Below are 21,270 nucleotides of genomic sequence, written 5' to 3' on the forward strand. Positions count from 1 at the left end.
AATAATAGAAGGAGTAATGCATTGATAAAGCATATGCTTATTGGTCTATTTTTCATCAGTGGCATGATAGGAGTGATGGCTTCAGCGAACGGACTTTTAAATCATACTGCGGTGAATGAATCACATTATGAAGATTTAAATAGTGGATGGTTAGAAGTGAGCGCTCGATTATTCAATTCGCCTTGCCACTTAAAAATATCAACCTCAGCGGTGATGTTGACTCAATGTGGCGCAGGGGGTGCATTTTCTGCGGATAAAACACAAACAACGCCCGCACAAATACGCTTCTATGATGTGCAGAATGGAAATGTTACGGCCATAGAGAAAATGAATTTATTAAACGGTAATAATTTTATTCACCCACCTGTTTCAATGCATAAATCGAATTTATTACGGTTGGAGGTGGTTTATGAGTAAGGCAATTTTACTTTTAAGCCTTGTGGTTCCTATTTTTGGTTGGAGTAAGGAAAGCCTAGATGTGGAATTTAGTGGCATTTTAGTCAACAAAACCTGTCAGTTAGCGGCTGATTCCATCAATAAGCGGGTAAAAATTGAAAATATACGTTTGAAGTCGATTAATGACAATATTCCTAGTGATATAACACCATTTTTTATCACGATTGAAAAATGCAGCCAAGCCGACCTTAATAAGATGATTAAGATTACCTGGAAAAGCCCAAAACAAGACACTGTAGAGGGAGGGAATTACCTTGGAACGGATGGAAGTAGTGGTGTACTGCTTGGTGTAGTTGATAAGCAAGGCGCATTTGTTACTTGGGATAAATCGATTGAGGTAACACCTGTTACGGTTACGGATGGGAGTCAACAATTGGAATTTGGTGTATTTGTGCGTAAAAATCCGTTGAATGAAGCAAAAAAAGGGGTTTTCTCAAGCTCAGCGACTTTTTCATTGGAGTATGAGTAATGAATACAATCAATTGGTTATCTAAATTTGTTTTGTGTTTTTTATTCCTCCCATTTATGTCTAAGTCGGATGTTTTAATCGATGTGAGCGCGACGTTAGTCGACCCAGCCTGCCACCTGCGTAGCGAAGATAACAGTACACCGTTAAAAATCAATTTTGGGGTGATTAATATACCGCATAACTCTGATGATATTTCCCAATCCCATATATTTCCATTGTATTTAACTGGCTGTAATTGGAATAAATCACTCGGTATTATGATTAACCCCAAAAATAGTAACACTATGGTTTATCAAGGAAAAAGTATTTTATCCACTAGTACTGATGGCCTTGGCATTAATATCAATAATATAACTGGTGGTGTGGCTCATCCACTTGAAGTTAATCAAATTCAACAAATATTTCCAGAACAAATAGATGCCACTTTACAGCGAATTATTTTACAAGCTGAGCTCGTCAATACCCTACCAGCGAGCCAACTCCGTGCTGGAAAATTTAGTGCTATTGCCATGATTTCGGTCACTTACTATTAAGGCGGTAATATCGGTTATGTCTAATTTTCAAATCCTGTTTCAGGCGGTTTCTAGCTCTATGGTGAAAATACCATTTCCCTTATTTTTTAAGGGAGAGTTTTTTAAACAACCATCTAGCTTATCAATGTATTTTCTGGTGGCCATTCTTAGTTTGTATGGAATGAATGCTCATGCAGATTATGCATCTCGAATACAAAATTCCAATTCAGGTTATTCAATTCGGATCGATAGTAATAGTGTTATTGAACCCGTTGCACGAGTTGGTTCTGATGGCAAAAATTATTATCGTGTAGGAAACCCTATTGTTATTGATGGTAATAGTGCTCAAGTGAGTGTGTCTGGCTTGGTTGATTGTGTTGGGAGACGATGGGGGAGCAGCAATACAAGAATTCATTCATCACAGGCATTTCATCGTTTGTTTATGTATGTAGCTTCTGCGGGAGTCACGATTGATGGAAAAACAGCCTACCGGATCAATAACAATTTAGTGATGACGGTGGAAACCCCGATAATGAATTGGATAAATATTGATGCAGGAATGTGCTCATATGCTTATGTGGGGCTTGTTAGGGCTGCCCAAGAGTTTACCAGTCAATTTCCAGTTACTATTACATTTTTTATTAATGAGCAAATTATTGATGGAAAACTGGTTATTCCTGCAATGGATTTAGCGGGCTATGTTCGCGCTTTTACTGAGCCTAAAGCAGTGCCACCCTTTGATAGCTGGCCTTTATCTGACTCAACAGTGCCAATGCGTCTTGCCGCTTCTCAGTTAAATGTGAAAGCAATGTGCTCCACGCAAACGAGCTCTGGGCAGGCTAGCACCGTTAATTTGCGACACGGTCAATTAAGTAGTATTCATTACGATAGCTTGGTGACGGAAAGTATCAGATACACGTGCAAATTTGCTGCCTTAACGAAGGTAAGGTTACGGTTAGACTATGTGACAGATGGCGACCCACAAAAGCGCTTGCCAATGAAAGATGCTTCAAATAGAACGATTTACAGTAAGTTAGACATTGTGGATGAACAAATCGGTGCGACAGGTACAGATATTCGTGTGGGAATTCATTCAAATCGCACTATTTATATTCGTAGTCGTATTCAAGGAAATAATGCAGACGCAGGAAGTTATCAAGGGTCTGCATGGTTAATTGCCACATTTGACTAAATTGAATTTTTGAATGGTTAGGTGTTATCCACTAATTCTCTGAATAAAACTGGATGGACTTTGCCCTAACCATTTTTTAAACATGGTCGAAAAAGACCCAACGCTGCTGTAGCCTAAATCAAATGCGACCTCAGTAATGGATTTACCTGCAGAAATATGGGTAATCGCACTTAATAAGCAAGCTTGCTGCCGCCAGTCAGAGAAAGATAACCCCGTTTGAGCACCAAAAAAACGGCTAAATGAGCGCTCACTTTTATGTAGTTTTGCCGCCCACTCCTGTGGTAATGAGGTGATTTGTGGCGCTTTTAGGAATTCTCGGCACAATTGGGCTAAATGTTCATCCCGTGGGATTGGGGCATAGAAAGGTAGGGGTTCTGCCTGCGCAATTTCATGCAAAATCAATTGGTACATCACACCATCACGGCCATTTAAATCATATTCAATTGGGGTATCAACTGCTTCAAGCAATAGCTGACGAAGTAAGGGGGAAACCCTGAGTACTTCGCATTTGTTTCCCCTACGTGGAGCGGCTTTGGGCTCAATGTATAAGCTACGCGTACTGACATTCAACATGCGCGTTTCATGGGGCGTATTACAGGGGATCCAAACACCACTATCAGGCGGTATGACCCACTCGCCATCTGCGGTACTCACTTCAATCAAGCCTGTCGCACCATATAGAAACTGGGCACGGCGGTGAACGTGAGAATCAAGCAGCACGTTTGGTAAATAGTCTGTTCCGATAGCTAAAACATCACGCGGAGTTGCATCGACAGTTTTCAGAGGAATATTTCGCATAGGAATTTTTCTTGGCTGAGATTCAAAAGTTATTATCTATTTTCTGAATATAGGCAATTTTTATTGATATAACCACATGTTTTCCGTGGTTGGCTGAAATTCCAATGTGTTTGGCAGGTTTTCGAAAGTTGATAAACAGGGAAATGTTTACCCTATCGCGGCAACCTAATGTATGCCAGAGGTAGAGTTATCATGGAAAATTATTATGATCAGGCGGGTAGTGAGAGTCTGATTGAACCCCTAACCCGTCGTCGGTTTATTCAAGGCAGCTCTGCGCTCATGGCTGTCCCATTTATTGCGACAAATACTGTTGCATCGACAGCAGAAAACCCGAATATCATCCCAACCACAACGCTGCAAAATGAAGGTGAGCGAGTGGTCTCCACCTGCAGTAGTTTTGACTGTGGTGGCAAATGTGATATTCGAGCACACGTTAAAGAAGGTGTGGTGACACGAATTAGCACCCGTCCAGATGCCGATTTAGACGAAGAGATGCCCATCATGCGTGCTTGCGTGCGTGGCCGCAGTTACCGGAAGTTCGTCTATCACCCAAATCGCCTGAAATACCCAATGAAAAGAGTGGGCAAACGTGGAGAAGGGCGCTTTGAGCGAATTAGCTGGGAAGAAGCGACAACCTTGATTGCTGACAACATGCAGCGTATCAACGCCCAATATGGCCCTGCATCGCGCTTTGTTAGCCTCAGCACTGGGGTAACAGGGGGAATTTTCTCCGGTGCCAATATGTTGCGTCGGCTGTTTAATATCACGGGTGGTTTTTTAGAAAATTACCACTCAGTGAGCAATGGCAATACCATGGCGGTTACGCCTTATACCTATGGCACGTCAGCAAGTGGTAGCACGCTAGATACATTAGAAAATACGCCATTGGTGATCCTGTGGGGACATAACCCGAACGAAACCATTTTTGGTCATACGAATCATTATTTCCAAAAAATGAAAAAAAATGGCGCCAAATTTATTGTTGTTGACCCACGTTACTCGGATACCGCATCGTCATTAGCGGATCAGTGGATCCCCATTTTGCCGACAACAGATAATGCGATGATGGATGCCATGATGTATGTGATCATCAGCGAAGGCCTGCATGATCAATCTTTTATCGACAAATTCACTATTGGTTTTGATGAGCACCAGATGCCCGACGGCATCCCTGAAAATGAGTCATTAGTGGCATATTTAATGGGGAAAAAAGATGGTGTGGTGAAAACTCCTGAATGGGCAGAACCTATCACCAAAGTCCCCGCTGATACCATTCGTCAACTGGCTCGCGAATATGCCAATACAAAACCGGCGGCCTTAATGCAAGGTTGGGGGCCTCAACGTCACATCTGTGGTGAACGTTCCGCCAGAGGGGCCACTCTGTTAGCCACAATTACCGGAAATGTAGGCGTAAAAGGGGGCTGGGCTGCGGGCTATGGCATGGCTGTGACCCCTGATTTACGTAAAACGTTAGCGGGCCCGAGCCTATTTGAAAACCCAGTTAAAGCGAAAATCAATATCACCAATTGGGTGCAAGCTTGTGAAGATAAAGCATTAGTTACGCCAGATAACGGTTTAAAAAACGCGGAAAAACTCGATACGGAAATCAAAATGATTTTTTCGTTAGCGGGTAACTATATGACTAACCAGAACCCCGATATTTTGCATGCTGCTAAAGTTCTGGAAGATGAAAGTAAAGTTGAGTTTATCGTTTACAGTGACTTATACATGACACCCAGCGCCAAGTATGCCGATATTTTATTGCCTGAAACCAGCTTTTTAGAGCGCTGGAATGTGGGGGGAACATGGGGAACTGGCAACTATATTATTTTATCGGAAAAAGTCGTTGAGCCTGAATTTGAGCGGCGTAGTGACTATGAGTGGTTGCGAGAGGTCGCTGAAAAACTCGGCGTTGGCGAGAAATTCAGTGAAGGTCGTACAGAAAAACAGTGGATCGAGCATTTAGTCAATGATGCCCATCAGAAACGCCCAGAAGATGGCATTCCAACTTTTGATGAGCTGCTGGTTAAACGCCGTCATTTGTTAAAGCACAAACCCCATGTTGGGCATGTCGCTTTTGAGAAAAATATTAACGATATCGATAATAACCCGTTTGAAACGCCATCAGGAAAAATTGAGATTTTCTCTCAGCGTCTTTATGAACGTAATGATGTGGATATCCCTGCGTTATCCCATTATGTGCCTGCCATTGAAGGGCCTGAAGATGAACTTGTTTCCCGATATCCATTGCAGTTGATTACTTGGAAAGGCCGTAACCGTGCCAATTCAACGCAATTTGCTAACCCGTGGCTACAAGAGGTACAGCGCCAAGAGTTGTGGATCAACCCCATTGATGCCAAAAAACGAAATATTACGGATGGAGAGCGCGTCAAAGTGAATAACGACCGCGGTATCACCATGGTGCCCGTCAAAATCACCCAGCGGATTATGCCCGGAGTGGTGGCTTTACAAGCAGGAGCATGGTGGCAACCTGACGAAAATGGCGTTGACCAAGGCGGTTGCGCTAACGTTTTAACATCGGCCCGTAGCACGGCGATGGCACATGGAAATGCCCATCAAACCTTATTGGTGGAGGTAAGCAAAGCATGAGTAAATTTCACGTTTATCCCGCTGTAAGCAGCAAACAGCTTGGTTTTTATATTGATTCTGCACGTTGCTCAGGTTGTAAAGCTTGCCAAGTGGCGTGCAAAGATAAAAATAATCTCGATGTCGGGCGCAAATATCGTCGCGTATATGAAGTCGCGGGTGGTGAGTTTATTGAAAATGGTACGGGAGGACTGGTGAATAACGTCTTTGCTTATACGTTATCCATCTCATGTAACCACTGCGCCGACCCAATGTGTGTGAAAAACTGCCCGACAACGGCGATGCACAAGCGTGAAGGGGATGGCATCGTGATGGTCAATACAGACAAATGCGTAGGTTGTGGAACTTGCGCTTGGTCTTGCCCATATGGCGCACCACAAATGAACCCTGAAACCAAGCAAATGTCGAAATGTGATTTTTGCATCGACCTGCAACTAAAAGGGGAGCAACCCGTCTGCGTCGCCACGTGCCCATTAGGGGCCATTCAGTTCGGCCCAATAGATGAACTCAGACAACGTTATGGCGAGCTGGCGGATGTCCGTGGGTTACCGGACTCATCGATTACGCATCCCAATTTAGTGATCCACCCACATCTTGGGGCTGGCCGCACTCAAAACTCACAAGGAGAAGCCAAATGAATGAGTGGCCATTGTTATTATTCACATTTTTAATGCAAACATCCATCGGGTTGAGTGTGATGTTAGCGCTTTTCGCAAAAAAATTATCAGCGGCTTTACCTCATAAAACGAATACACAATTTTTGCAGCAATACGTGTTTGTTGCCTGTGTATTTGCGGGGGTAGGTTTATTGTCTTCAATCACCCACTTAGGGGTTCCTTTGAATGCGCCTAATTCTTTGTTGAATATCTTTTCATCGTGGCTAAGCCGTGAAGTGGTTTTCACTGCGACCTATTTTGCTTTTCTTGGGCTGACTTTTTTGTGGCTATGGTTCAAAAAGGAATTGTCATTTCTGCTGCTTGGTTTGGCTATCATTGCTGGGTTATGTGATGTGTATGCCATGGCTTCAATTTATCGTTATACATCAATGTTAACGTGGATGAATGATAATACTTATTTGATGTTCTACGGCACGATGTTAACTGCGGGAGCTGCTGGGTATTATTTATTAATCAATTTGTTATTGCGTTTTCATGCAGGATCGCCAGCGGCTCAAGTCTCAACGTGTGGGTTATGGGTGCTATGGGCGGTTATTGGCATTAGCTTATTAATCCGTTTAGTTTATCAGCCGATCTATGAAAATTACTTAGTTAGCACGAGTTATCATAATGAATCGATTACATTTCCTATCGACTCTATTCATGCTTACCAAAGGATTTGGTCGCTGCGTATCACTAGCTGGGTAGTTGGAATACTGGCGGTGATTTTATTGGGATATGGATTATTTCGTCATATGCGACAAACCGCGAGTGGGGTTATGACTTCGAGCAGCAAAGGGTATTTAGTGGTGGGTTTTGCGGCTGCCATAATTGCTGAATTTATGCTGCGTTACTGTTTCTATACTATTCATCTGTAAATAAATAACAGTTTATCGCTTAGGAAATTACCTTTTTTATGATCCATTTTTCACACTATGCAGCAGCGTTTAATATCTTAGGCACTTGCTATTTATTTTCTCCAAATGATGATGCAAGCCATTATGCGATAAGTTTCTTCAAGCTAAATGACTTTGCATCTCAGTGGCCTTGTAAAATCAGTACTCAGCTTAGCGAACGCATCTCGGCATCGCTAAGCATCGAAATAGCGACGCTGCATACTCAGTGGACAAATTTATTTATTGGGCCTGAAGCATTACCTGCTCCGCCATGGGGCTCGGTATACCTCGACCCTGAAGGCGTATTACAGGGCTCTTCGACACTGGCGCTGAGCGAGTTTTTACAACGAGAGCGTTTAAAAATTCAGACGCGTTATCCAGAGCCTTCTGACCATGTTGGTTTAATGTTATTTCAAGCGGCAGTTTTGGCTTCACAAGTCAGGGAGGCAGCATTAAAAGAATTGCTAAATGGCCATTTGGGGAGTTGGTTACCCCAGTTTTCTCAGCAATTAAATCGAACAACATGTAGCCCGTTTTATAACGCATTAACGGAATTAGCGCTGGTTACTGTAAGGTCATGTATATAATATTGTTCAGTATATTTGACCTTTTAATGGTTAATTAAACGTAATATTTGAATGGGTGAAAAGTTAACAAAATTTAATTAAATGAAAATTGATTTAGTTATAAGAAATGCAAATTAAAATGATTCTTACTTTACCTTTCTAAGCCATAATGCATTTTTAAGTCATACTACTTAATGATGTTTTTGGATATCCATAGGGGGTATAAAGTGGTCAATTTATTAAATCGTTTGTTGTCCCATGAAGATGCTGGCAGGTTGTTATTGCGTCTTTCCGTCGGTGGGCTCATGTTATTTCATGGTATGAGTAAATTAATGACAGGGGCGAGTGGTATTAAAGCGCTGCTAGCTTCTTATGGCTTACCTGAATTTATCGCTTATGGAACAATTTTAGGTGAAGTTGTTGCGCCTATTTTCATTATTTTAGGGATTTTAACTCGCCCATCTGCATTATTAGTTGCCTTCACTATGGTGATTGCATGGCTGATGATTGGGCTAGATAAAACATTCGTGCTTGATAAAACAGGTGCATGGGCGATTGAAAGTATTGTGTATTTCTTCTTGAGTGGTATCGCATTGGCATTTTTAGGTGCGGGTAAATATTCCATTATCAAAAACCCGAACTGGCGATAAATCCGTTTTTCTTTCGTGTTTGACATTGCCTTTGAAAAAAGACCATCAAAAATGTTCTGATGGTCTATTTTTTTGTCTAAAAAATGGTCGTTTCAAGATGAACGATATTTTTGAAATATTGGTAGTTTAAGCCATTTTAGCTATAATGGATATTCAAGCTACTTTATATTGTAGGTGATGTATGGAAACTATCTCAGCACAAGTTGCTAAAAATCAATTTGGTGATTTATTGATGAAAGTTCAACGTGCACCTGTTGAAATAAGCAAGCACGGTAAACGTGTTGCTGTTGTTATCTCTCCGGACGAATATGACCAGCTTATGCAATTAAAATTACAGAGCCTAAAAACGGTTTTGGCGGAGTCTATTGCACAAGCAGAACGCGGTGAATTTCATAGCATTGATGATGTATTTGCCCCGCTAACCATGGACGAACTTGAAAATAAGGCTTAAGGATGAGCGTTAGGTTTACTCATAAAGCAAGAGAGCATATCCGCTCAATCAAGCTTTATTCTATGCGTCGTTGGGGAGTTAATGTTGCCGAAGCTTATGCCAACTCATTACGAGTAACAATGACAGACATACTTGCCCGACAGCCATCCCTTGGTCGTGATCGTAGTGAAGATTTGTATTTGGGCGTCTTTAGCTTCCCTGTTGAAAGCCATATTATTTATTATCGAAAAGTGCTTGAAGGCATTGAAGTGCTGGCGGTATTACATCATACACAGGATCCAAACTCTCATTTATAAAAATCTAGGTGGCAATAAGCTTTATTGTTAATTATTTAATATTATTAAAGAAAAAGACCATCAAAAATGTTCTGATGGTCTTTTTCTTGAAAAAATTAGTTTACTCAATATATTTGCGAAGCGCTTTGCAGTGATCAAGTTCTCGTATTGAAAATTTGAAACATAGATTTAATATCACTATGGGGCATTGGTGTAAGGTTGCACGCCTATTTTTTAGGAGGTCCATGGTTCGAATCCTGGATGCCAAAACTGTTTAATATATTAAAACTGTTTTGGCATCAGGATTTTATATAGTCTATAGGGGAGGGAACATTGACTGAAATAAGACGCAGGGTAGACTCCCTTTATGTCTGTGACCCATCCTCGTATATAGGTAAAATAAGGGAATATCACCGACAAAACTTCGAGCAGGTTGGCAATGGATTGCGTCATGTAGAAGGGCAGTTAAGAAAAGCCATAGCGTCTTCAGCGTATCAGAATATACAAGACGATGTTTTAACATTCACTCGTTTGTATTCAATGTTATTATCCGTATGGTGTGAAGCTAGATTGCATGTGCTTATTTATGAAGAAAGTGTCTTTACAGAACATGAACGTAGCGTTATATACAACCAAAATAGTTTGGAACAAAGATGGTTAACTGCTCTTGCAATAGCGGTTAAAAAGAATGCAAATATTCAGTTTGAAGAAGATGCTAATGAAGATAGCTTAGGAATTATCCTTTTTACGATATATGAGCGGATAAAAACATGGATTAGTGGGCATTTAGCACCTGTCATTAGAAATCGAAATAAAGTCGCTCATGGTCAATGGTTAAATCCTTTTCAGAATACTCAAAATGAGTGGGTAAATTCAACTTCATTTACTATCTGTCCCCAATCAATTCAAGACTTTAAAAAAGATAGTATTCTTTTTACTAATGAAAAAATGAAATTGCTTAACATCATTTGTGGCGCAATTAATAGCATAGCTATTGGTAGTGAGCATAAAAAATTTAATGTCCAAAACTTTGATGATATTAATCGCCTAGTGAATAAGCAAATAGATAAAATAGAACATATTGATTATTTGGCGTTTGTAAAAAGAACTCAAAAATCTTACAAAGAACAATTTGATAAAGCTATTTCTCATTCCACTGGTTAACTTATAAGATATAGGCCTTATCATGTAAGATATAGCCTATATTCTAATACTTGAGCTTACCCTTTCACACACACCACTTGGCGTAGGGTATGAACAATTTCAACCAGTGATGATTGCGCAGCCATTACTGCGTCGATGTCTTTGTACGCCATCGGTATTTCGTCAATCACATCACTGTCTTTTCGGCACTCAACATGGGCGGTCGCCATTTTTTGGTCGCTGACTGAGAAACGTTTTTTGGCTTCTGTTCGGCTCATTACACGGCCTGCGCCGTGGCTACAGGAGCAAAAACTTTCTTCGTCACCTAAACCGCGCACGATAAAACTTTTGGCTCCCATAGACCCTGGAATGATCCCCATTTGGCCCTTTCGAGCCGACACGGCACCTTTTCGGGTTACCAGTACCTCTTCACCAAAGTGCTGTTCTTTTTGCACATAGTTATGATGGCAATTTACGGCTTCTTGCTCTGTGATAAACGGTTTTGGAATTTCGCGTGATAGTGCTTCCAGAACGCGGTGCATCATCACTTCACGGTTATGGCGAGCAAAGTCCTGCGCCCAACCTACCGCTTCCATATAGTCATTAAAATGCACGCTTCCTTCTTCGAAATACGCGAGGTCTCTATCCGGCAAATTGGCGATATGCTGTTGCATATCTTTTTGCGCTAATGTGATAAACAGATTACCAATCGCGTTTCCTACACCACGTGACCCGCTATGTAGCATTACCCACACGCGGTCTTGTTCATCCAAACACAGTTCAATAAAGTGGTTTCCCGTTCCCAATGTTCCTAAGTGGTTGTAATGATTGGTTCCACGCAGTTTTGGGTACTTATCACAGATACGTTTGAACTCTTCATCCAAGTGTGCCCAGTGGGTATCGACAATATCTGGTGTACGATGCCAAGCCCCTTTATCACGTCCATGTCGATGTGTAGTTCGACCGTGCGGAACCGCCGACTCAATAGCAAAACGGATGTTTTGTAAGCTATCCGGCAAATCTGATGCCGTTAAGGACGTTTTTACCGCAATCATCCCACAACCAATATCCACACCAACCGCCGCAGGAATAATGGCCCCTTTGGTTGGGATCACACTTCCAATGGTTGAACCTTTCCCGACATGTACATCAGGCATAACGGCAAGGTGTTTAAAAATGAATGGCATTTTGGCCGTATTTTGTAACTGGGTTACCGCTTTAGGATCCACAGGCACGCCGTTGGTCCACATTTTTACAGGTACGCCATTTTCTTGAATTAATTGATTAAAGTTATTGTTATTCATTGTTATTCCTTAATTTTTACCAATCCGTTTAATACTTGATCTAATCCACCGTAAACGGAAATTTGGTCGATTCGATGTGCGATACTTTCTAAGGTCTCAAGTTCTTTTAAACGCAATGCAACTGGGTTGTTTTCCATCACTTTTGCGGTATTTAACAGTGAGCGAGTCGCGGCAGTTTCTTCGCGGCGGCGGATCACGTTAGCTTGTGCCGATTTTTCGGCTTCGACGACTTGAGATAAAATAGTGCGCATATCCCCCGGTAAAATGATGTCTTTTACACCGATACTGTCAATTTCTAGGCCAAATTCAGCCACACATTGCGCGACTTGAGTTAGCATCAGTTCATCAATTAATTGCTTGTTTTCTAACAATTCATCTAAGGTTCGAGTCCCCACGATTTCTCGTATTGAAAACTGCAATTCACGATATAAATGCTCTACAGGCTGACTCAATTTTGAGAACGCCAGTAAAATATCGTGATAGCGCCAGTTGGCGCACAGGTTGATGCGTAATGTGACTTTGTCTTTGGTTAAAATCTCTTGTCCGCTAATTTCTAATGATTGTAAACGGGTGTCTATTATCTCAACTTCCGGTTTGTGGTTGATTTTCCAATAACCGTAAGTTCCCGGTTGTAATAAATCTTGTATCTCACCATCAATTTTTAACATACCGACATGCCATGCAGGTACTTGGCTAATCAAGGCCAACTCATTGCCTTTAATGCGTTTTTTACCCATCAGACGTGCAACGAATGCAGAGTCAATAACGCTATTTTCTAGCGACTGCGGCTCCACTTTTAAATTATTGCCATTTTTCCAATACAACCGACGGGTCGCTGGTGGCAATATTTCTGTCAAACTATTGTGCAAGTAAATAAAACCAATCTCGTCATCAGTCAAAGCGATGTCAATACAGTGGTCATCAACCCAATCAGGGTGAAATTGGCGTAAGTGGTCTGCCAGTTTTTCATCAATAGGTTCGTTATCAAGTGTGAACAATGACACAGTCAATCGATTGAACCAATCGTTTAAATGGTGCTCACCCGCAGTCAGTAATTGTTTAAAATCCCCATTTTTTGAGGTTAGTGCGATTTGTCCTTGAGCGATATTTATTTTTTTCATTATTTTTCCTTTTTCAATATTTATCCGGCACTGAAGAAAAAAGCGAAGTGGTGAGGGGAAAAGTAGAGTGCCAAAATTGGCTGTCTAAATTTCTGCTCATCACTCGGCAAAGCTCTCGAGTGGCGGTTTTAAGCTTAACTTCTGCTTAGTTTTATACAGTTGGATTTGTATTTTTTTCAGGAGTCGAACCTGATAGCTAGGCTATTACCAAGGTATCTTCCTGACGGCGGCATACAGACCATGTAGTGGCTAAGTCACCATGTCTGCACCGGTTGAACTTGCAGTTCATACAATTTCCGGCAGTGGATGAATATAGTATTGCCAGAAGCGTGCCAACTTTTTTTAAAATGAAATAAATAATTTTACTGCATTGAAAAATAAGTAAAAAATAATATTAAGAGAAAAGTGGGTAACATTGGCGTGGTAAATGGATTATGCTATTTATTATCTTTTTATATCGTAACTTATAAATTTATATAAATATTATGAGCAAGAAACGTAAGATTGTGATTGGTGTATTGGGCACAGTACTCGATAGAAGAGGCAAAAAAGCCAATCGCTGGACAAAATGGCGGCCAACCGTTGGTCTTTGCCAACAGCCTGATTTGGATATTGGTCGTTTTGAATTACTGCATCAGGTGAATGACTATGGCATGGCGCACCGGGTGAAAGAGGATATTGAACAAGCTTCTCCCAATACGGAAGTGGTACTGCATGAGGTGGATATTGCTGACCCGTGGGATTTTGAAGAGGTTTATACCTCATTACTGGATTTTTCTTCGCATTATCAATTTGATACTGATAATGAAGAGTATCTTGTACATATCACTACGGGTACCCATGTGGTGCAAATCTGTTGGTTTTTATTAACGGAAGCTCATTATTTACCAGCCAAATTAATTCAAACTTCACCGAGCCAAAAAGGGCGAGAAAAAGACCCTATCGGCATTCATACCGTGATTGACCTTGATTTAAGCCGTTATACCCATATCACCAGCCGTTTCCAAACAGAGCAGCAACAGCAGGTTTCGTTTTTAAAATCGGGTATTGCCACCCGCAACGCGGCATTTAATACCATGATTGAGCAAATCGAACGTGTCGCACTGCGTTCTAAAGCCCCGATTTTACTCAATGGGCCAACGGGGGCGGGGAAGTCTTTCTTAGCTCGGCGAATTTATCAACTACGTGAAAGTCGCCACCAAGTTAAAGGGCGCTTTGTGGAAGTAAACTGCGCTACCTTGCGTGGTGATAACGCTATGTCAACGCTGTTTGGTCATGTAAAAGGGGCATTCACAGGGGCAATCAACCCAAGGCGTGGATTACTGAAAGAAGCGGATGGCGGTATTTTATTTCTCGATGAAATTGCGGAGCTTGGGCTAGATGAACAAGCAATGCTATTGAAAGCCATCGAAGAAAAAAGCTTTTTCCCTTATGGTTCAGATGAAGAAATTCACAGTGATTTTCAATTAATTGCAGGGACTCACCGTAATTTGGCGCAGCAAGTGGAGGAGGGCAAATTTCGTGAAGACCTATTTGCCCGTATCAATATGTGGACGTTTGCGTTACCGGGCTTGCGTGACCGCCGTGAAGACATCGAACCGAATATTGATTATGAATTAGCCAAATTTTGCCAAGAGCAACAAAGCCAAATTCGTTTTGATAGCGAAGCTCGCAATGTGTATGTGAAGTTTGCCTGTTCCTCTCAGGCCCTGTGGCGTGGCAATTTTCGTGAGTTGGGTGCATCCATTAGCCGGATGGCAACGTTTGCCGAACGCGGGCGTATTACTAAAGCGGTGGCCGAAGAAGAAATTGGCCGTTTGCAAGCCCAATGGCAGTCAAAATCAACCAATACATTACCAAAGCAAATTGGTGAAATTGATTTATTCGACCAGCAACAGCTGGCAACAGTGCTGGAAGTTTGTCGCCGTTCATCTACCCTTTCCGAAGCGGGGCGTGAGCTGTTTGCCGTTTCGCGGCAACATAAAAAACAGCCCAATGATGCAGATAGGCTGCGAAAGTATCTCGCTAAATTTGGGTTGGATTGGGATGGGTTGAAGGGGAACGGTTGAAAAAATTTATAGTAGAAAGCCCCTATTAAGGGGCAAATTGTGACGCTGAAAGGGCAGTTAAATTAAGTCTATTTTATTGTTAGCAGTGTTATCCCATATTTTGAAATAGCTCCCTTAGCAAACTTAACGGTGTGCGTGTAGGACTATTTTTCTCATTTACTGTAGATTTAAAAAGAGTCCCAATACTCGGCTGAATATTTATCGCAGATCCATCCCTTAGAAAGTTAACTTGTATTGTTCGACTATCGCCATTCAGGGTGGCAATGATATTTATAGAACCTTCGACTAAGCTGCTGATTTCTAATTCTGTATTTCCATATTCATCAGTCAATTTAATTGGTGAGATAATGGCATTTGCTGCTTCAAAGTGAACGTGTGCTCCTGCGATGCTTTGTCGGCTATTATTCACAATATGCAGTTTAATTTTGTTTTTACTGATCCCATCTGCCACTGCATTGTTTTGAATGATATCGACGCTACCAATAAATGACTGGCTAATATCGGATTTAAAGTTATATATTTCATTAATTTCTGTACCATGCTCAATATTTGCTTTTATTGCATAACTTCCTGATACCAAACTAGTAAATTGAATGGAAGCTTCACCTTTACTGTTAGCGATGATGCTATGGGATTGTTCAGAAACTGATTTTTCTGCCTGAGCCTTCCACATAAAATGATTAAGTAATGAATAATATCCCGTATTTTTTTGATTAATAGAATTAAGATTTGCAGGCAATGTGAAATTGACTTTCGCATTGGGTACTGGGTGGCCAAGAGTATCTTTAATTACTACAGTGAATATATTTGTATTTTTACCATCAGCGACAGCATTATTTCTTTTTGCGGTATTCTTATGGGTGATAGTGAGAGCGCCTGTGTTGGTAACTTCAATTAACGTTTCTGCTTGTGGGGAAACATTTCCGTTAATGTCATAAGCCGTCACGGTTAAGCGATAAAGATTGAGTTGTGAGTTTTTAAATGAATGATTGGCAATTTTATAAGACGGTAGTTTTACTGAACTTTCTCTGCCATTAAGGTGTATTTCCCCCCCAGCGGCTATCAATTCAGGGGCTTCTATCACTATTTTTTCTAGCGGGTATTTCGTGGTTAAATTGCGGATAATAGAAAGTTCTTCTCCTGTCATACCCTGAATAACTTTCGGTAATGATAATGAAATTAAGCTTTTCTTTTGGTATTCCAACACAATATTGTTATTACGGTTAATAAAATCATAGCGATTGGTGGAAATATGGCGAGTGGCCGCTACCGCCGAAGTATCAAGATGTTGCGCTAAGCTCCTTCCTAGCAACCAATTAAACGCCACTTTTGCATTTGTCTCATTTGTTCCACTATTGCCTATTTTATGTTCTGCATTTATTGCGAGCAGGGGAAATGGAGACCAATTGACGCCGACGGTAGCCGCCATTGGGTCTTTCTGGCGCTCATTTTTGCCAAATAAAGCGACGTCATCTCCGTAATATTGTTCCAGTTTTAGGTTTGCACCTAAATTCGCATACGTGGGTAGCCAACCTTCAAGTTGAATATCCCAGCCGTTGGCGGGGCGTGCGTTATAATCATCGGCTAATTCGGATGCACTGCGCCAAGTCGATAGTCCCAAATAGCTATTCGCACTCATTCGAACGTAATCTTGAGCATATTCCACACCAAACCCTAAGCGCGAATGGTAATGGGATAAATCATGATCAAAGAAAGCATTTACCCCTATCATGCTATTTTGTTGGAAATGACGTAAACCAATACCGTTATTGGTCTGTAGCCGGCCATCAGTGCGGTGAATACTGTGCTGAGAAAATAACAACAAATCTTGTTGTTCATACCAAGGTACTAACCAATCTAATTGAGATGTCTTAATTGACAATTTTTTATCGAGATTAATATTTAGCCTGGTATTACCGGCTTTGGATAACCAATGTGTTATTTCATCCGTCGCCATATTTGCGGCTTTATGGCGAGCGTAATCTTGTGCCATATCTGCCAGATTTTTGGTGTTTTTTTCTTCAGAAGCAAAGTTTGCGGCATTTTGTCCATATTTCGCTAAAAAACGTTCAGTACTATCTTCAGGTTGGGTTCCTTCAAATTGAATGGCCTGACCACCGAGTGTAGGTAAATCGTCTAAATGGACGATTTGGGCATAACTTGGCACCATTGGCAAAATAGCCGTAGACCAAATTGCCGTAGAGAGGAGCAAACTGTTCGGTAGTTTAGGTTTCAATTTTGACGAAGGGGGATTCATCGAACATATTCCTGATATAAATATTAATATCGCTATTTTCAGGGCAGACAATGATCAGTGCTTGTGAATTGATCGGATGAATATGGAAATACGATTTGTATATTGGAAATATTTGGAATAACTGGCTTTGGTTGATAATCAAAAAATACGGAATACTATACAGATTAAAATAAATGATTTTTTTATTGGAAAAAATCTTACCATAATAAAAACAACAAATTAGATGAGGAAGTTATGGAGTTAACATTTTTAGGAACCAGTGCTGGGGTGCCGACAAAAGAGCGCAATGTCACCAGTATGATATTAAATTTAGTCGGTATCCGTAAAAGCTACTGGTTATTTGATTGTGGAGAAGGGACACAACATCGCATTTTAAATAGCCCATTTAAAACGCCAAAAATTGAGAAAATATTTATTACCCATTTACATGGCGACCATATTTTTGGTCTCCCCGGTTTGTTATGTAGCCGCTCAATGGGTGGGGCAACAGACCTACTGACTGTTTATGGTCCAAAAGGGTTAAAACACTATATTGAAACGGTATTAGCCGTGAGTGTGTCTTATATGACATACCCGTTGGAAATCGTTGAAATTGAAGCTGGGCAGTTATTTGATGATGGGGAGTTAATTGTGACGGCTTATGCTCTTGACCACCGTGTTGAGTGCTACGGCTATCGTATTGAAGGACATCCAAAAAGTGGTGCATTAGACGCAGTCAAATTAGCCAATGACAATATTCCTCGCGGCCCTTGGATGCAAGCACTCAAAGCGGGTGAAACCATTGTTCTTGATGATGGGCGAGTCGTGAATGGGGCTGATTACCTTGGTGAGCCTGTTCCCGGTAAAGTCGTTGCGATTTTTGGTGATACTCAACCGACAGAACAAGCACTGGAGCTTGCGAGAAATGCCGATGTGATGATCCATGAAACCACCTTAGAGGCTGAATTTGCTCAAAAAGCCAATGAGCGCGGCCACTCGACTACGGTACAAGCGGCTGAGCTAGCACGCGCGGCAGGGGTTAAGCGTTTTATCGCTACCCATATTAGTGGTCGCTACGTGAGCGAGGATATACCAAGATTGCTTGCAGAGTGCCAATCGGTGTTCCCTGCAACAGAAATCGCAGAAGACTATTTAACCGTGAAGATTTAATGTTAGCGGGCAAGATATTGTCCGCTAAACCTATTGGCGATTTTAATAAATCACTTTCACAAAGCCATTACGGCAATATGTTTCATATTCATCAGAAAGCTGCCTATTTGTGACTATCACATCAAATTGTGATAATTCCCCCATATTTGCGGTAGCGACTTCATCAAACAGGTTATAGGGAGCTAATAAAATCTTACGGATAGATTTTTCCATCGCTTTTTTCTTCATGGGTAAATCATCGAGATTATAGCAAGTTACACCAAAATTTCCGTGCACGCCAGCCGCTGAAATAAAGGCTTTTTTAGGGTTGATTGAATCAAGTAATGAAGGGAGTGATGGGTTGTAAAAAGAATCACTTTTAGGGCGATACTCCCCGCCACATAAAAGCGCGGTGGCATTTTTCTTTTGGCTAAGGGCGAGAAAAACATTATGTGAGTAACAAATGCCAGTGAAATTAATCTCTTCGGGGATGAGTGAAATCAAGGTGGCCATTTCAATGCCATTATCAAAGAAGATCACATCATCTTCTGTCACCATACTCGCGGCAAGATTAGGGATATATAGTTCTTCGGTCTGGTCTGGGGTAAAAACATCGGCTTGCGGCTCTTGGGTTGCTAAGTTGGCTGGTTGGGTAACAGAAACAATATAGCCGCCAAGGAGTGACATAGGAATGGGGCCTTCTGTGTCTGCGCTGAGATCTCGTCGGATAGTCATCTCTGAAACTTCGAGTATTCTAGCGGCTTCTTTTAAATGAATGCGTCCTGAACGTTTTAAACATTCACTTAAACGGCGAAGGCGTTCTTTTTGTTTAGTTTCTATCACCCTACAATCCTTTTTAAATGCACAAAATTGGCGCGGTTAGACCGCGCCCCATCACTTAGTAGTCACTCGGCTTGGTCGCCGTTCCTGTGACAATTGATACACTCGCGCTGGCACCTACACGGTTTGCGCCAGCTTCAATCATTTTAATTGCGGTTTCACGGTCACGCACACCACCGGAGGCTTTTACACCGACTTCATCGCCAACCACTTTACGCATCAGGGCGACATGGTGCTCTGTTGCACCCATTGTACTGAAACCTGTTGAAGTTTTCACAAAACCGACTTTAATTGTGCGGCAAATTTCACAAACTTGTGTAATTTCTTCATCAGTTAATAGGCAGTTTTCTAAAATAACTTTTAATGTTGCTTTACCGCAGGCTGCAAATACCGCTTCGATATCACGACGGACAAAGTCTAAGTCGCCACTTTTTAGCATGCCAATGTTGATAACCATATCGACCTCATCAGCGCCACGGCGGACAGCTTCTGCGGCTTCAAATGCTTTGGCTTCAGTTAAGCATGCCCCTAGTGGAAAGCCTACCACACAGCAAACTTTAACGTCGCTGTTTTTTAAAAGTTCGCTGGCTAAAGGAACATAACCTGTGTTTACACATACAGAGGCAAAATGGTGTTCAGCAGCTTCCGTACACAGTTTAGTAATATCGCTGACAGTCGCATTCGCAGCAAGTAAAGTGTGATCAATATATTTTGCTAAGTCTTGCATTTTCAACTTTCCTATATAAATGTGGGATAGACAACAAAGAATGAGGAAATGTGGTAGATATAACACTTGATCATTCGTTATTCGAGATCCTAATCACAAATGATATTTTTGCAACATGATAATGTTACTATCATATCATTATGTGATTTATTTAACACGAGGGACATTATGGATATAGCAGTTATTGGTTCAAACATGGTTGATTTGATCACTTATATCGATCAAATGCCAAAAGAAGGCGAAACGTTAGAAGCGCCAGCTTTCAAAATTGGTTGCGGTGGTAAAGGTGCGAACCAAGCGGTTGCTGCTGCTAAGTTAAATTCAAAAGTGATCATGTTAACCAAAGTCGGCGATGATATTTTTGCAGATAATACGATCCGCAATCTTGAGTCTTACGGTATTAACACTCGTTATGTGGAAAAAGTACCTTGTACCTCAAGTGGTGTCGCGCCTATTTTTGTTAATCAAAATTCATCAAATAGCATTTTGATCGTCAAAGGGGCGAATAAATTTTTATCACCTGAAGATATCGATCGCGCAGCGGAAGATCTGAAAAAATGTAAATTGATCGTCCTGCAATTAGAAGTCCAGCTTGAGACGGTTTATCACGCAATTTCATTCGGCAATAAACATGGGATCCCTGTGTTGCTTAACCCCGCTCCAGCGCAACGAACGCTCGATCTCGATTTTGCTTGCCGATGTGATTTCTTTGTACCTAATGAAACGGAATTAGAAATTTTAACCAATATGCCAGTAGACACGATGGATAACATTCGTCGCGCCGCACAGTCTTTGCTGGATAAAGGGTTAAAAAATGTCATCGTGACATTAGGGGATAAAGGGGCGCTATGGATGACTCGCGACAGTGAGTTACATATACCCGCAATTAAAGTGAATGCCATTGACACCAGTGGTGCAGGGGATGCCTTTATCGGCTGTTTCTCTCATTACTATGTCCATACGGGGAATATTGAAGAAGCACTGAAAAAAGCAGTGATGTTTTCGGCCTTCAGTGTGACAGGGAAAGGGACTCAATCTTCTTATCCAAGTGTTGAGCAATTTAATGAATTTGTGCAAATCAACACAGCTAATGAATAGCTAAATAATAATAGTCCAACGTAGCTATATACCCTTTGAATAATTAAGTGGTCAT

At 41.4% G+C, this 21,270-nt stretch carries 21 protein-coding genes; 15 read left to right on the top strand and 6 right to left on the bottom strand.

Going from position 1 to position 21,270, the window contains the following annotated elements:
• Nucleotides 1–21 precede the first annotated feature (21 nt).
• From P3L40_RS02475 to P3L40_RS02490, 4 genes are read left to right on the top strand one after another with little or no spacing between them, the layout of a single operon-like run.
• Nucleotides 22–417 carry a fimbrial protein gene (locus P3L40_RS02475; protein ID WP_136134395.1) on the top strand — a complete coding sequence of 132 codons (396 nt, stop codon included), beginning with the start codon at nt 22–24 and terminating at the stop codon, nt 415–417.
• The gene (locus P3L40_RS02480; protein WP_210852957.1) at nt 410–925 is read left to right on the top strand and encodes a fimbrial protein; all 516 of its coding nucleotides are present in this window, start codon (nt 410–412) and stop codon (nt 923–925) included. The genes P3L40_RS02475 and P3L40_RS02480 overlap by 8 nt, the downstream gene beginning before the upstream one ends.
• Nucleotides 925–1,458, top strand: coding sequence for a fimbrial protein (locus tag P3L40_RS02485; protein WP_172766784.1), 534 nt, complete (start codon nt 925–927; stop codon nt 1,456–1,458). The genes P3L40_RS02480 and P3L40_RS02485 overlap by 1 nt, the downstream gene beginning before the upstream one ends.
• Nucleotides 1,459–1,474: 16 nt before the next feature.
• Nucleotides 1,475–2,629 carry an adhesin gene (locus P3L40_RS02490; RefSeq protein ID WP_272515395.1) on the top strand — a complete coding sequence of 385 codons (1,155 nt, stop codon included), beginning with the start codon at nt 1,475–1,477 and terminating at the stop codon, nt 2,627–2,629.
• 24 nt (nt 2,630–2,653) lie between these two features.
• Here the strand turns inward: P3L40_RS02490 and P3L40_RS02495 are convergent, their stop codons facing one another.
• Complete coding sequence (locus tag P3L40_RS02495) at nt 2,654–3,427, bottom strand: AraC family transcriptional regulator (protein WP_136134398.1); 774 nt, start codon at nt 3,425–3,427, stop codon at nt 2,654–2,656.
• A gap of 192 nt (nt 3,428–3,619) precedes the next feature.
• On the opposite strand from P3L40_RS02495, the gene P3L40_RS02500 reads away from it, so the two are divergent.
• The 8 genes from P3L40_RS02500 to P3L40_RS02535 all read left to right on the top strand — a co-directional run bounded on the left by P3L40_RS02500 (nt 3,620) and on the right by P3L40_RS02535 (nt 10,692).
• The gene (locus P3L40_RS02500) at nt 3,620–6,037 is read left to right on the top strand and encodes a DMSO/selenate family reductase complex A subunit (RefSeq protein ID WP_210852961.1); all 2,418 of its coding nucleotides are present in this window, start codon (nt 3,620–3,622) and stop codon (nt 6,035–6,037) included.
• The gene (locus P3L40_RS02505; protein WP_004261008.1) at nt 6,034–6,672 is read left to right on the top strand and encodes a DMSO/selenate family reductase complex B subunit; all 639 of its coding nucleotides are present in this window, start codon (nt 6,034–6,036) and stop codon (nt 6,670–6,672) included. Before P3L40_RS02500 ends, P3L40_RS02505 begins: the two co-directional genes overlap by 4 nt.
• Complete coding sequence (locus P3L40_RS02510; protein ID WP_136134399.1) at nt 6,669–7,568, top strand: dimethyl sulfoxide reductase anchor subunit family protein; 900 nt, start codon at nt 6,669–6,671, stop codon at nt 7,566–7,568. Before P3L40_RS02505 ends, P3L40_RS02510 begins: the two co-directional genes overlap by 4 nt.
• Before the next feature lie 38 nt (nt 7,569–7,606).
• Nucleotides 7,607–8,173 carry a molecular chaperone TorD family protein gene (locus P3L40_RS02515; protein ID WP_136134400.1) on the top strand — a complete coding sequence of 189 codons (567 nt, stop codon included), beginning with the start codon at nt 7,607–7,609 and terminating at the stop codon, nt 8,171–8,173.
• 173 nt (nt 8,174–8,346) lie between these two features.
• Nucleotides 8,347–8,802: a DoxX family protein gene (locus P3L40_RS02520; RefSeq protein WP_004260983.1), complete on the top strand. Its 456-nt coding sequence runs from the start codon at nt 8,347–8,349 to the stop codon at nt 8,800–8,802.
• Nucleotides 8,803–8,983: 181 nt separating this feature from the next.
• Complete coding sequence (locus tag P3L40_RS02525) at nt 8,984–9,253, top strand: type II toxin-antitoxin system Phd/YefM family antitoxin (protein ID WP_110592491.1); 270 nt, start codon at nt 8,984–8,986, stop codon at nt 9,251–9,253.
• 2 nt (nt 9,254–9,255) lie between these two features.
• Nucleotides 9,256–9,549 carry a type II toxin-antitoxin system RelE/ParE family toxin gene (locus P3L40_RS02530; protein WP_136134401.1) on the top strand — a complete coding sequence of 98 codons (294 nt, stop codon included), beginning with the start codon at nt 9,256–9,258 and terminating at the stop codon, nt 9,547–9,549.
• 312 nt (nt 9,550–9,861) lie between these two features.
• Nucleotides 9,862–10,692 (top strand): hypothetical protein, encoded by an 831-nt coding sequence (locus tag P3L40_RS02535; protein ID WP_136134402.1) that lies wholly within the window; start codon nt 9,862–9,864, stop codon nt 10,690–10,692.
• Nucleotides 10,693–10,748: 56 nt separating this feature from the next.
• On the opposite strand, the gene P3L40_RS02540 is transcribed toward P3L40_RS02535, so the two are convergent.
• Entirely contained in the window at nt 10,749–11,975 is a 1,227-nt protein-coding gene (locus tag P3L40_RS02540) for an RtcB family protein (protein ID WP_136134403.1), read from the bottom strand.
• 2 nt (nt 11,976–11,977) lie between these two features.
• Nucleotides 11,978–13,096 carry a slipin family protein gene (locus P3L40_RS02545; protein ID WP_136134404.1) on the bottom strand — a complete coding sequence of 373 codons (1,119 nt, stop codon included), beginning with the start codon at nt 13,094–13,096 and terminating at the stop codon, nt 11,978–11,980.
• A 485-nt stretch (nt 13,097–13,581) separates the two neighbouring features.
• On the opposite strand from P3L40_RS02545, the gene rtcR reads away from it, so the two are divergent.
• Nucleotides 13,582–15,165 carry an RNA repair transcriptional activator RtcR gene (gene rtcR, locus P3L40_RS02550; protein WP_136134405.1) on the top strand — a complete coding sequence of 528 codons (1,584 nt, stop codon included), beginning with the start codon at nt 13,582–13,584 and terminating at the stop codon, nt 15,163–15,165.
• Nucleotides 15,166–15,253: 88 nt separating this feature from the next.
• On the opposite strand, the gene P3L40_RS02555 is transcribed toward rtcR, so the two are convergent.
• On the bottom strand, nt 15,254–17,422 hold the full coding sequence (locus tag P3L40_RS02555) for an inverse autotransporter beta domain-containing protein (protein WP_136134406.1): 2,169 nt from the start codon (nt 17,420–17,422) through the stop codon (nt 15,254–15,256).
• A 234-nt stretch (nt 17,423–17,656) separates the two neighbouring features.
• Here P3L40_RS02555 and rnz point away from each other — a divergent pair, with 234 nt between their 5' ends.
• The gene (rnz, locus tag P3L40_RS02560; protein WP_210852964.1) at nt 17,657–18,571 is read left to right on the top strand and encodes a ribonuclease Z; all 915 of its coding nucleotides are present in this window, start codon (nt 17,657–17,659) and stop codon (nt 18,569–18,571) included.
• 42 nt (nt 18,572–18,613) lie between these two features.
• On the opposite strand, the gene deoR is transcribed toward rnz, so the two are convergent.
• Both deoR and deoC read right to left on the bottom strand, forming a co-directional pair.
• Nucleotides 18,614–19,393 carry a DNA-binding transcriptional repressor DeoR gene (gene deoR / locus P3L40_RS02565; RefSeq protein WP_004260957.1) on the bottom strand — a complete coding sequence of 260 codons (780 nt, stop codon included), beginning with the start codon at nt 19,391–19,393 and terminating at the stop codon, nt 18,614–18,616.
• A 55-nt stretch (nt 19,394–19,448) separates the two neighbouring features.
• Nucleotides 19,449–20,117 (bottom strand): deoxyribose-phosphate aldolase, encoded by a 669-nt coding sequence (deoC, locus tag P3L40_RS02570; protein ID WP_004260954.1) that lies wholly within the window; start codon nt 20,115–20,117, stop codon nt 19,449–19,451.
• A 168-nt stretch (nt 20,118–20,285) separates the two neighbouring features.
• On the opposite strand from deoC, the gene rbsK reads away from it, so the two are divergent.
• Complete coding sequence (gene rbsK, locus P3L40_RS02575) at nt 20,286–21,215, top strand: ribokinase (RefSeq protein WP_094961414.1); 930 nt, start codon at nt 20,286–20,288, stop codon at nt 21,213–21,215.
• Nucleotides 21,216–21,270: the final 55 nt, after the last annotated feature.

It is taken from the genome of Providencia sp. PROV040, assembly GCF_032706145.1.
GTDB lineage: Bacteria > Pseudomonadota > Gammaproteobacteria > Enterobacterales > Enterobacteriaceae > Providencia > Providencia hangzhouensis.

Excerpts from the sequence above, each read along its gene's own strand:
- P3L40_RS02490 (WP_272515395.1), top strand. The coding sequence starts at position 1,475 with ATGTCTAATTTTCAAATCCTGTTTCAGGCGGTTTCTAGCTCTATGGTG.
- deoC (WP_004260954.1), bottom strand. The coding sequence starts at position 20,117 with ATGCAAGACTTAGCAAAATATATTGATCACACTTTACTTGCTGCGAAT.
- P3L40_RS02530 (WP_136134401.1), top strand. The coding sequence starts at position 9,256 with ATGAGCGTTAGGTTTACTCATAAAGCAAGAGAGCATATCCGCTCAATC.
- P3L40_RS02505 (WP_004261008.1), top strand. The coding sequence starts at position 6,034 with ATGAGTAAATTTCACGTTTATCCCGCTGTAAGCAGCAAACAGCTTGGT.
- P3L40_RS02500 (WP_210852961.1), top strand. The coding sequence starts at position 3,620 with ATGGAAAATTATTATGATCAGGCGGGTAGTGAGAGTCTGATTGAACCC.
- P3L40_RS02485 (WP_172766784.1), top strand. The coding sequence starts at position 925 with ATGAATACAATCAATTGGTTATCTAAATTTGTTTTGTGTTTTTTATTC.
- rbsK (WP_094961414.1), top strand. The coding sequence starts at position 20,286 with ATGGATATAGCAGTTATTGGTTCAAACATGGTTGATTTGATCACTTAT.
- P3L40_RS02515 (WP_136134400.1), top strand. The coding sequence starts at position 7,607 with ATGATCCATTTTTCACACTATGCAGCAGCGTTTAATATCTTAGGCACT.
- P3L40_RS02540 (WP_136134403.1), bottom strand. The coding sequence starts at position 11,975 with ATGAATAACAATAACTTTAATCAATTAATTCAAGAAAATGGCGTACCT.
- rnz (WP_210852964.1), top strand. The coding sequence starts at position 17,657 with ATGGAGTTAACATTTTTAGGAACCAGTGCTGGGGTGCCGACAAAAGAG.
- P3L40_RS02510 (WP_136134399.1), top strand. The coding sequence starts at position 6,669 with ATGAATGAGTGGCCATTGTTATTATTCACATTTTTAATGCAAACATCC.
- P3L40_RS02495 (WP_136134398.1), bottom strand. The coding sequence starts at position 3,427 with ATGCGAAATATTCCTCTGAAAACTGTCGATGCAACTCCGCGTGATGTT.
- P3L40_RS02520 (WP_004260983.1), top strand. The coding sequence starts at position 8,347 with ATGATGTTTTTGGATATCCATAGGGGGTATAAAGTGGTCAATTTATTA.
- P3L40_RS02545 (WP_136134404.1), bottom strand. The coding sequence starts at position 13,096 with ATGAAAAAAATAAATATCGCTCAAGGACAAATCGCACTAACCTCAAAA.
- P3L40_RS02480 (WP_210852957.1), top strand. The coding sequence starts at position 410 with ATGAGTAAGGCAATTTTACTTTTAAGCCTTGTGGTTCCTATTTTTGGT.
- P3L40_RS02555 (WP_136134406.1), bottom strand. The coding sequence starts at position 17,422 with ATGAATCCCCCTTCGTCAAAATTGAAACCTAAACTACCGAACAGTTTG.
- rtcR (WP_136134405.1), top strand. The coding sequence starts at position 13,582 with ATGAGCAAGAAACGTAAGATTGTGATTGGTGTATTGGGCACAGTACTC.
- P3L40_RS02525 (WP_110592491.1), top strand. The coding sequence starts at position 8,984 with ATGGAAACTATCTCAGCACAAGTTGCTAAAAATCAATTTGGTGATTTA.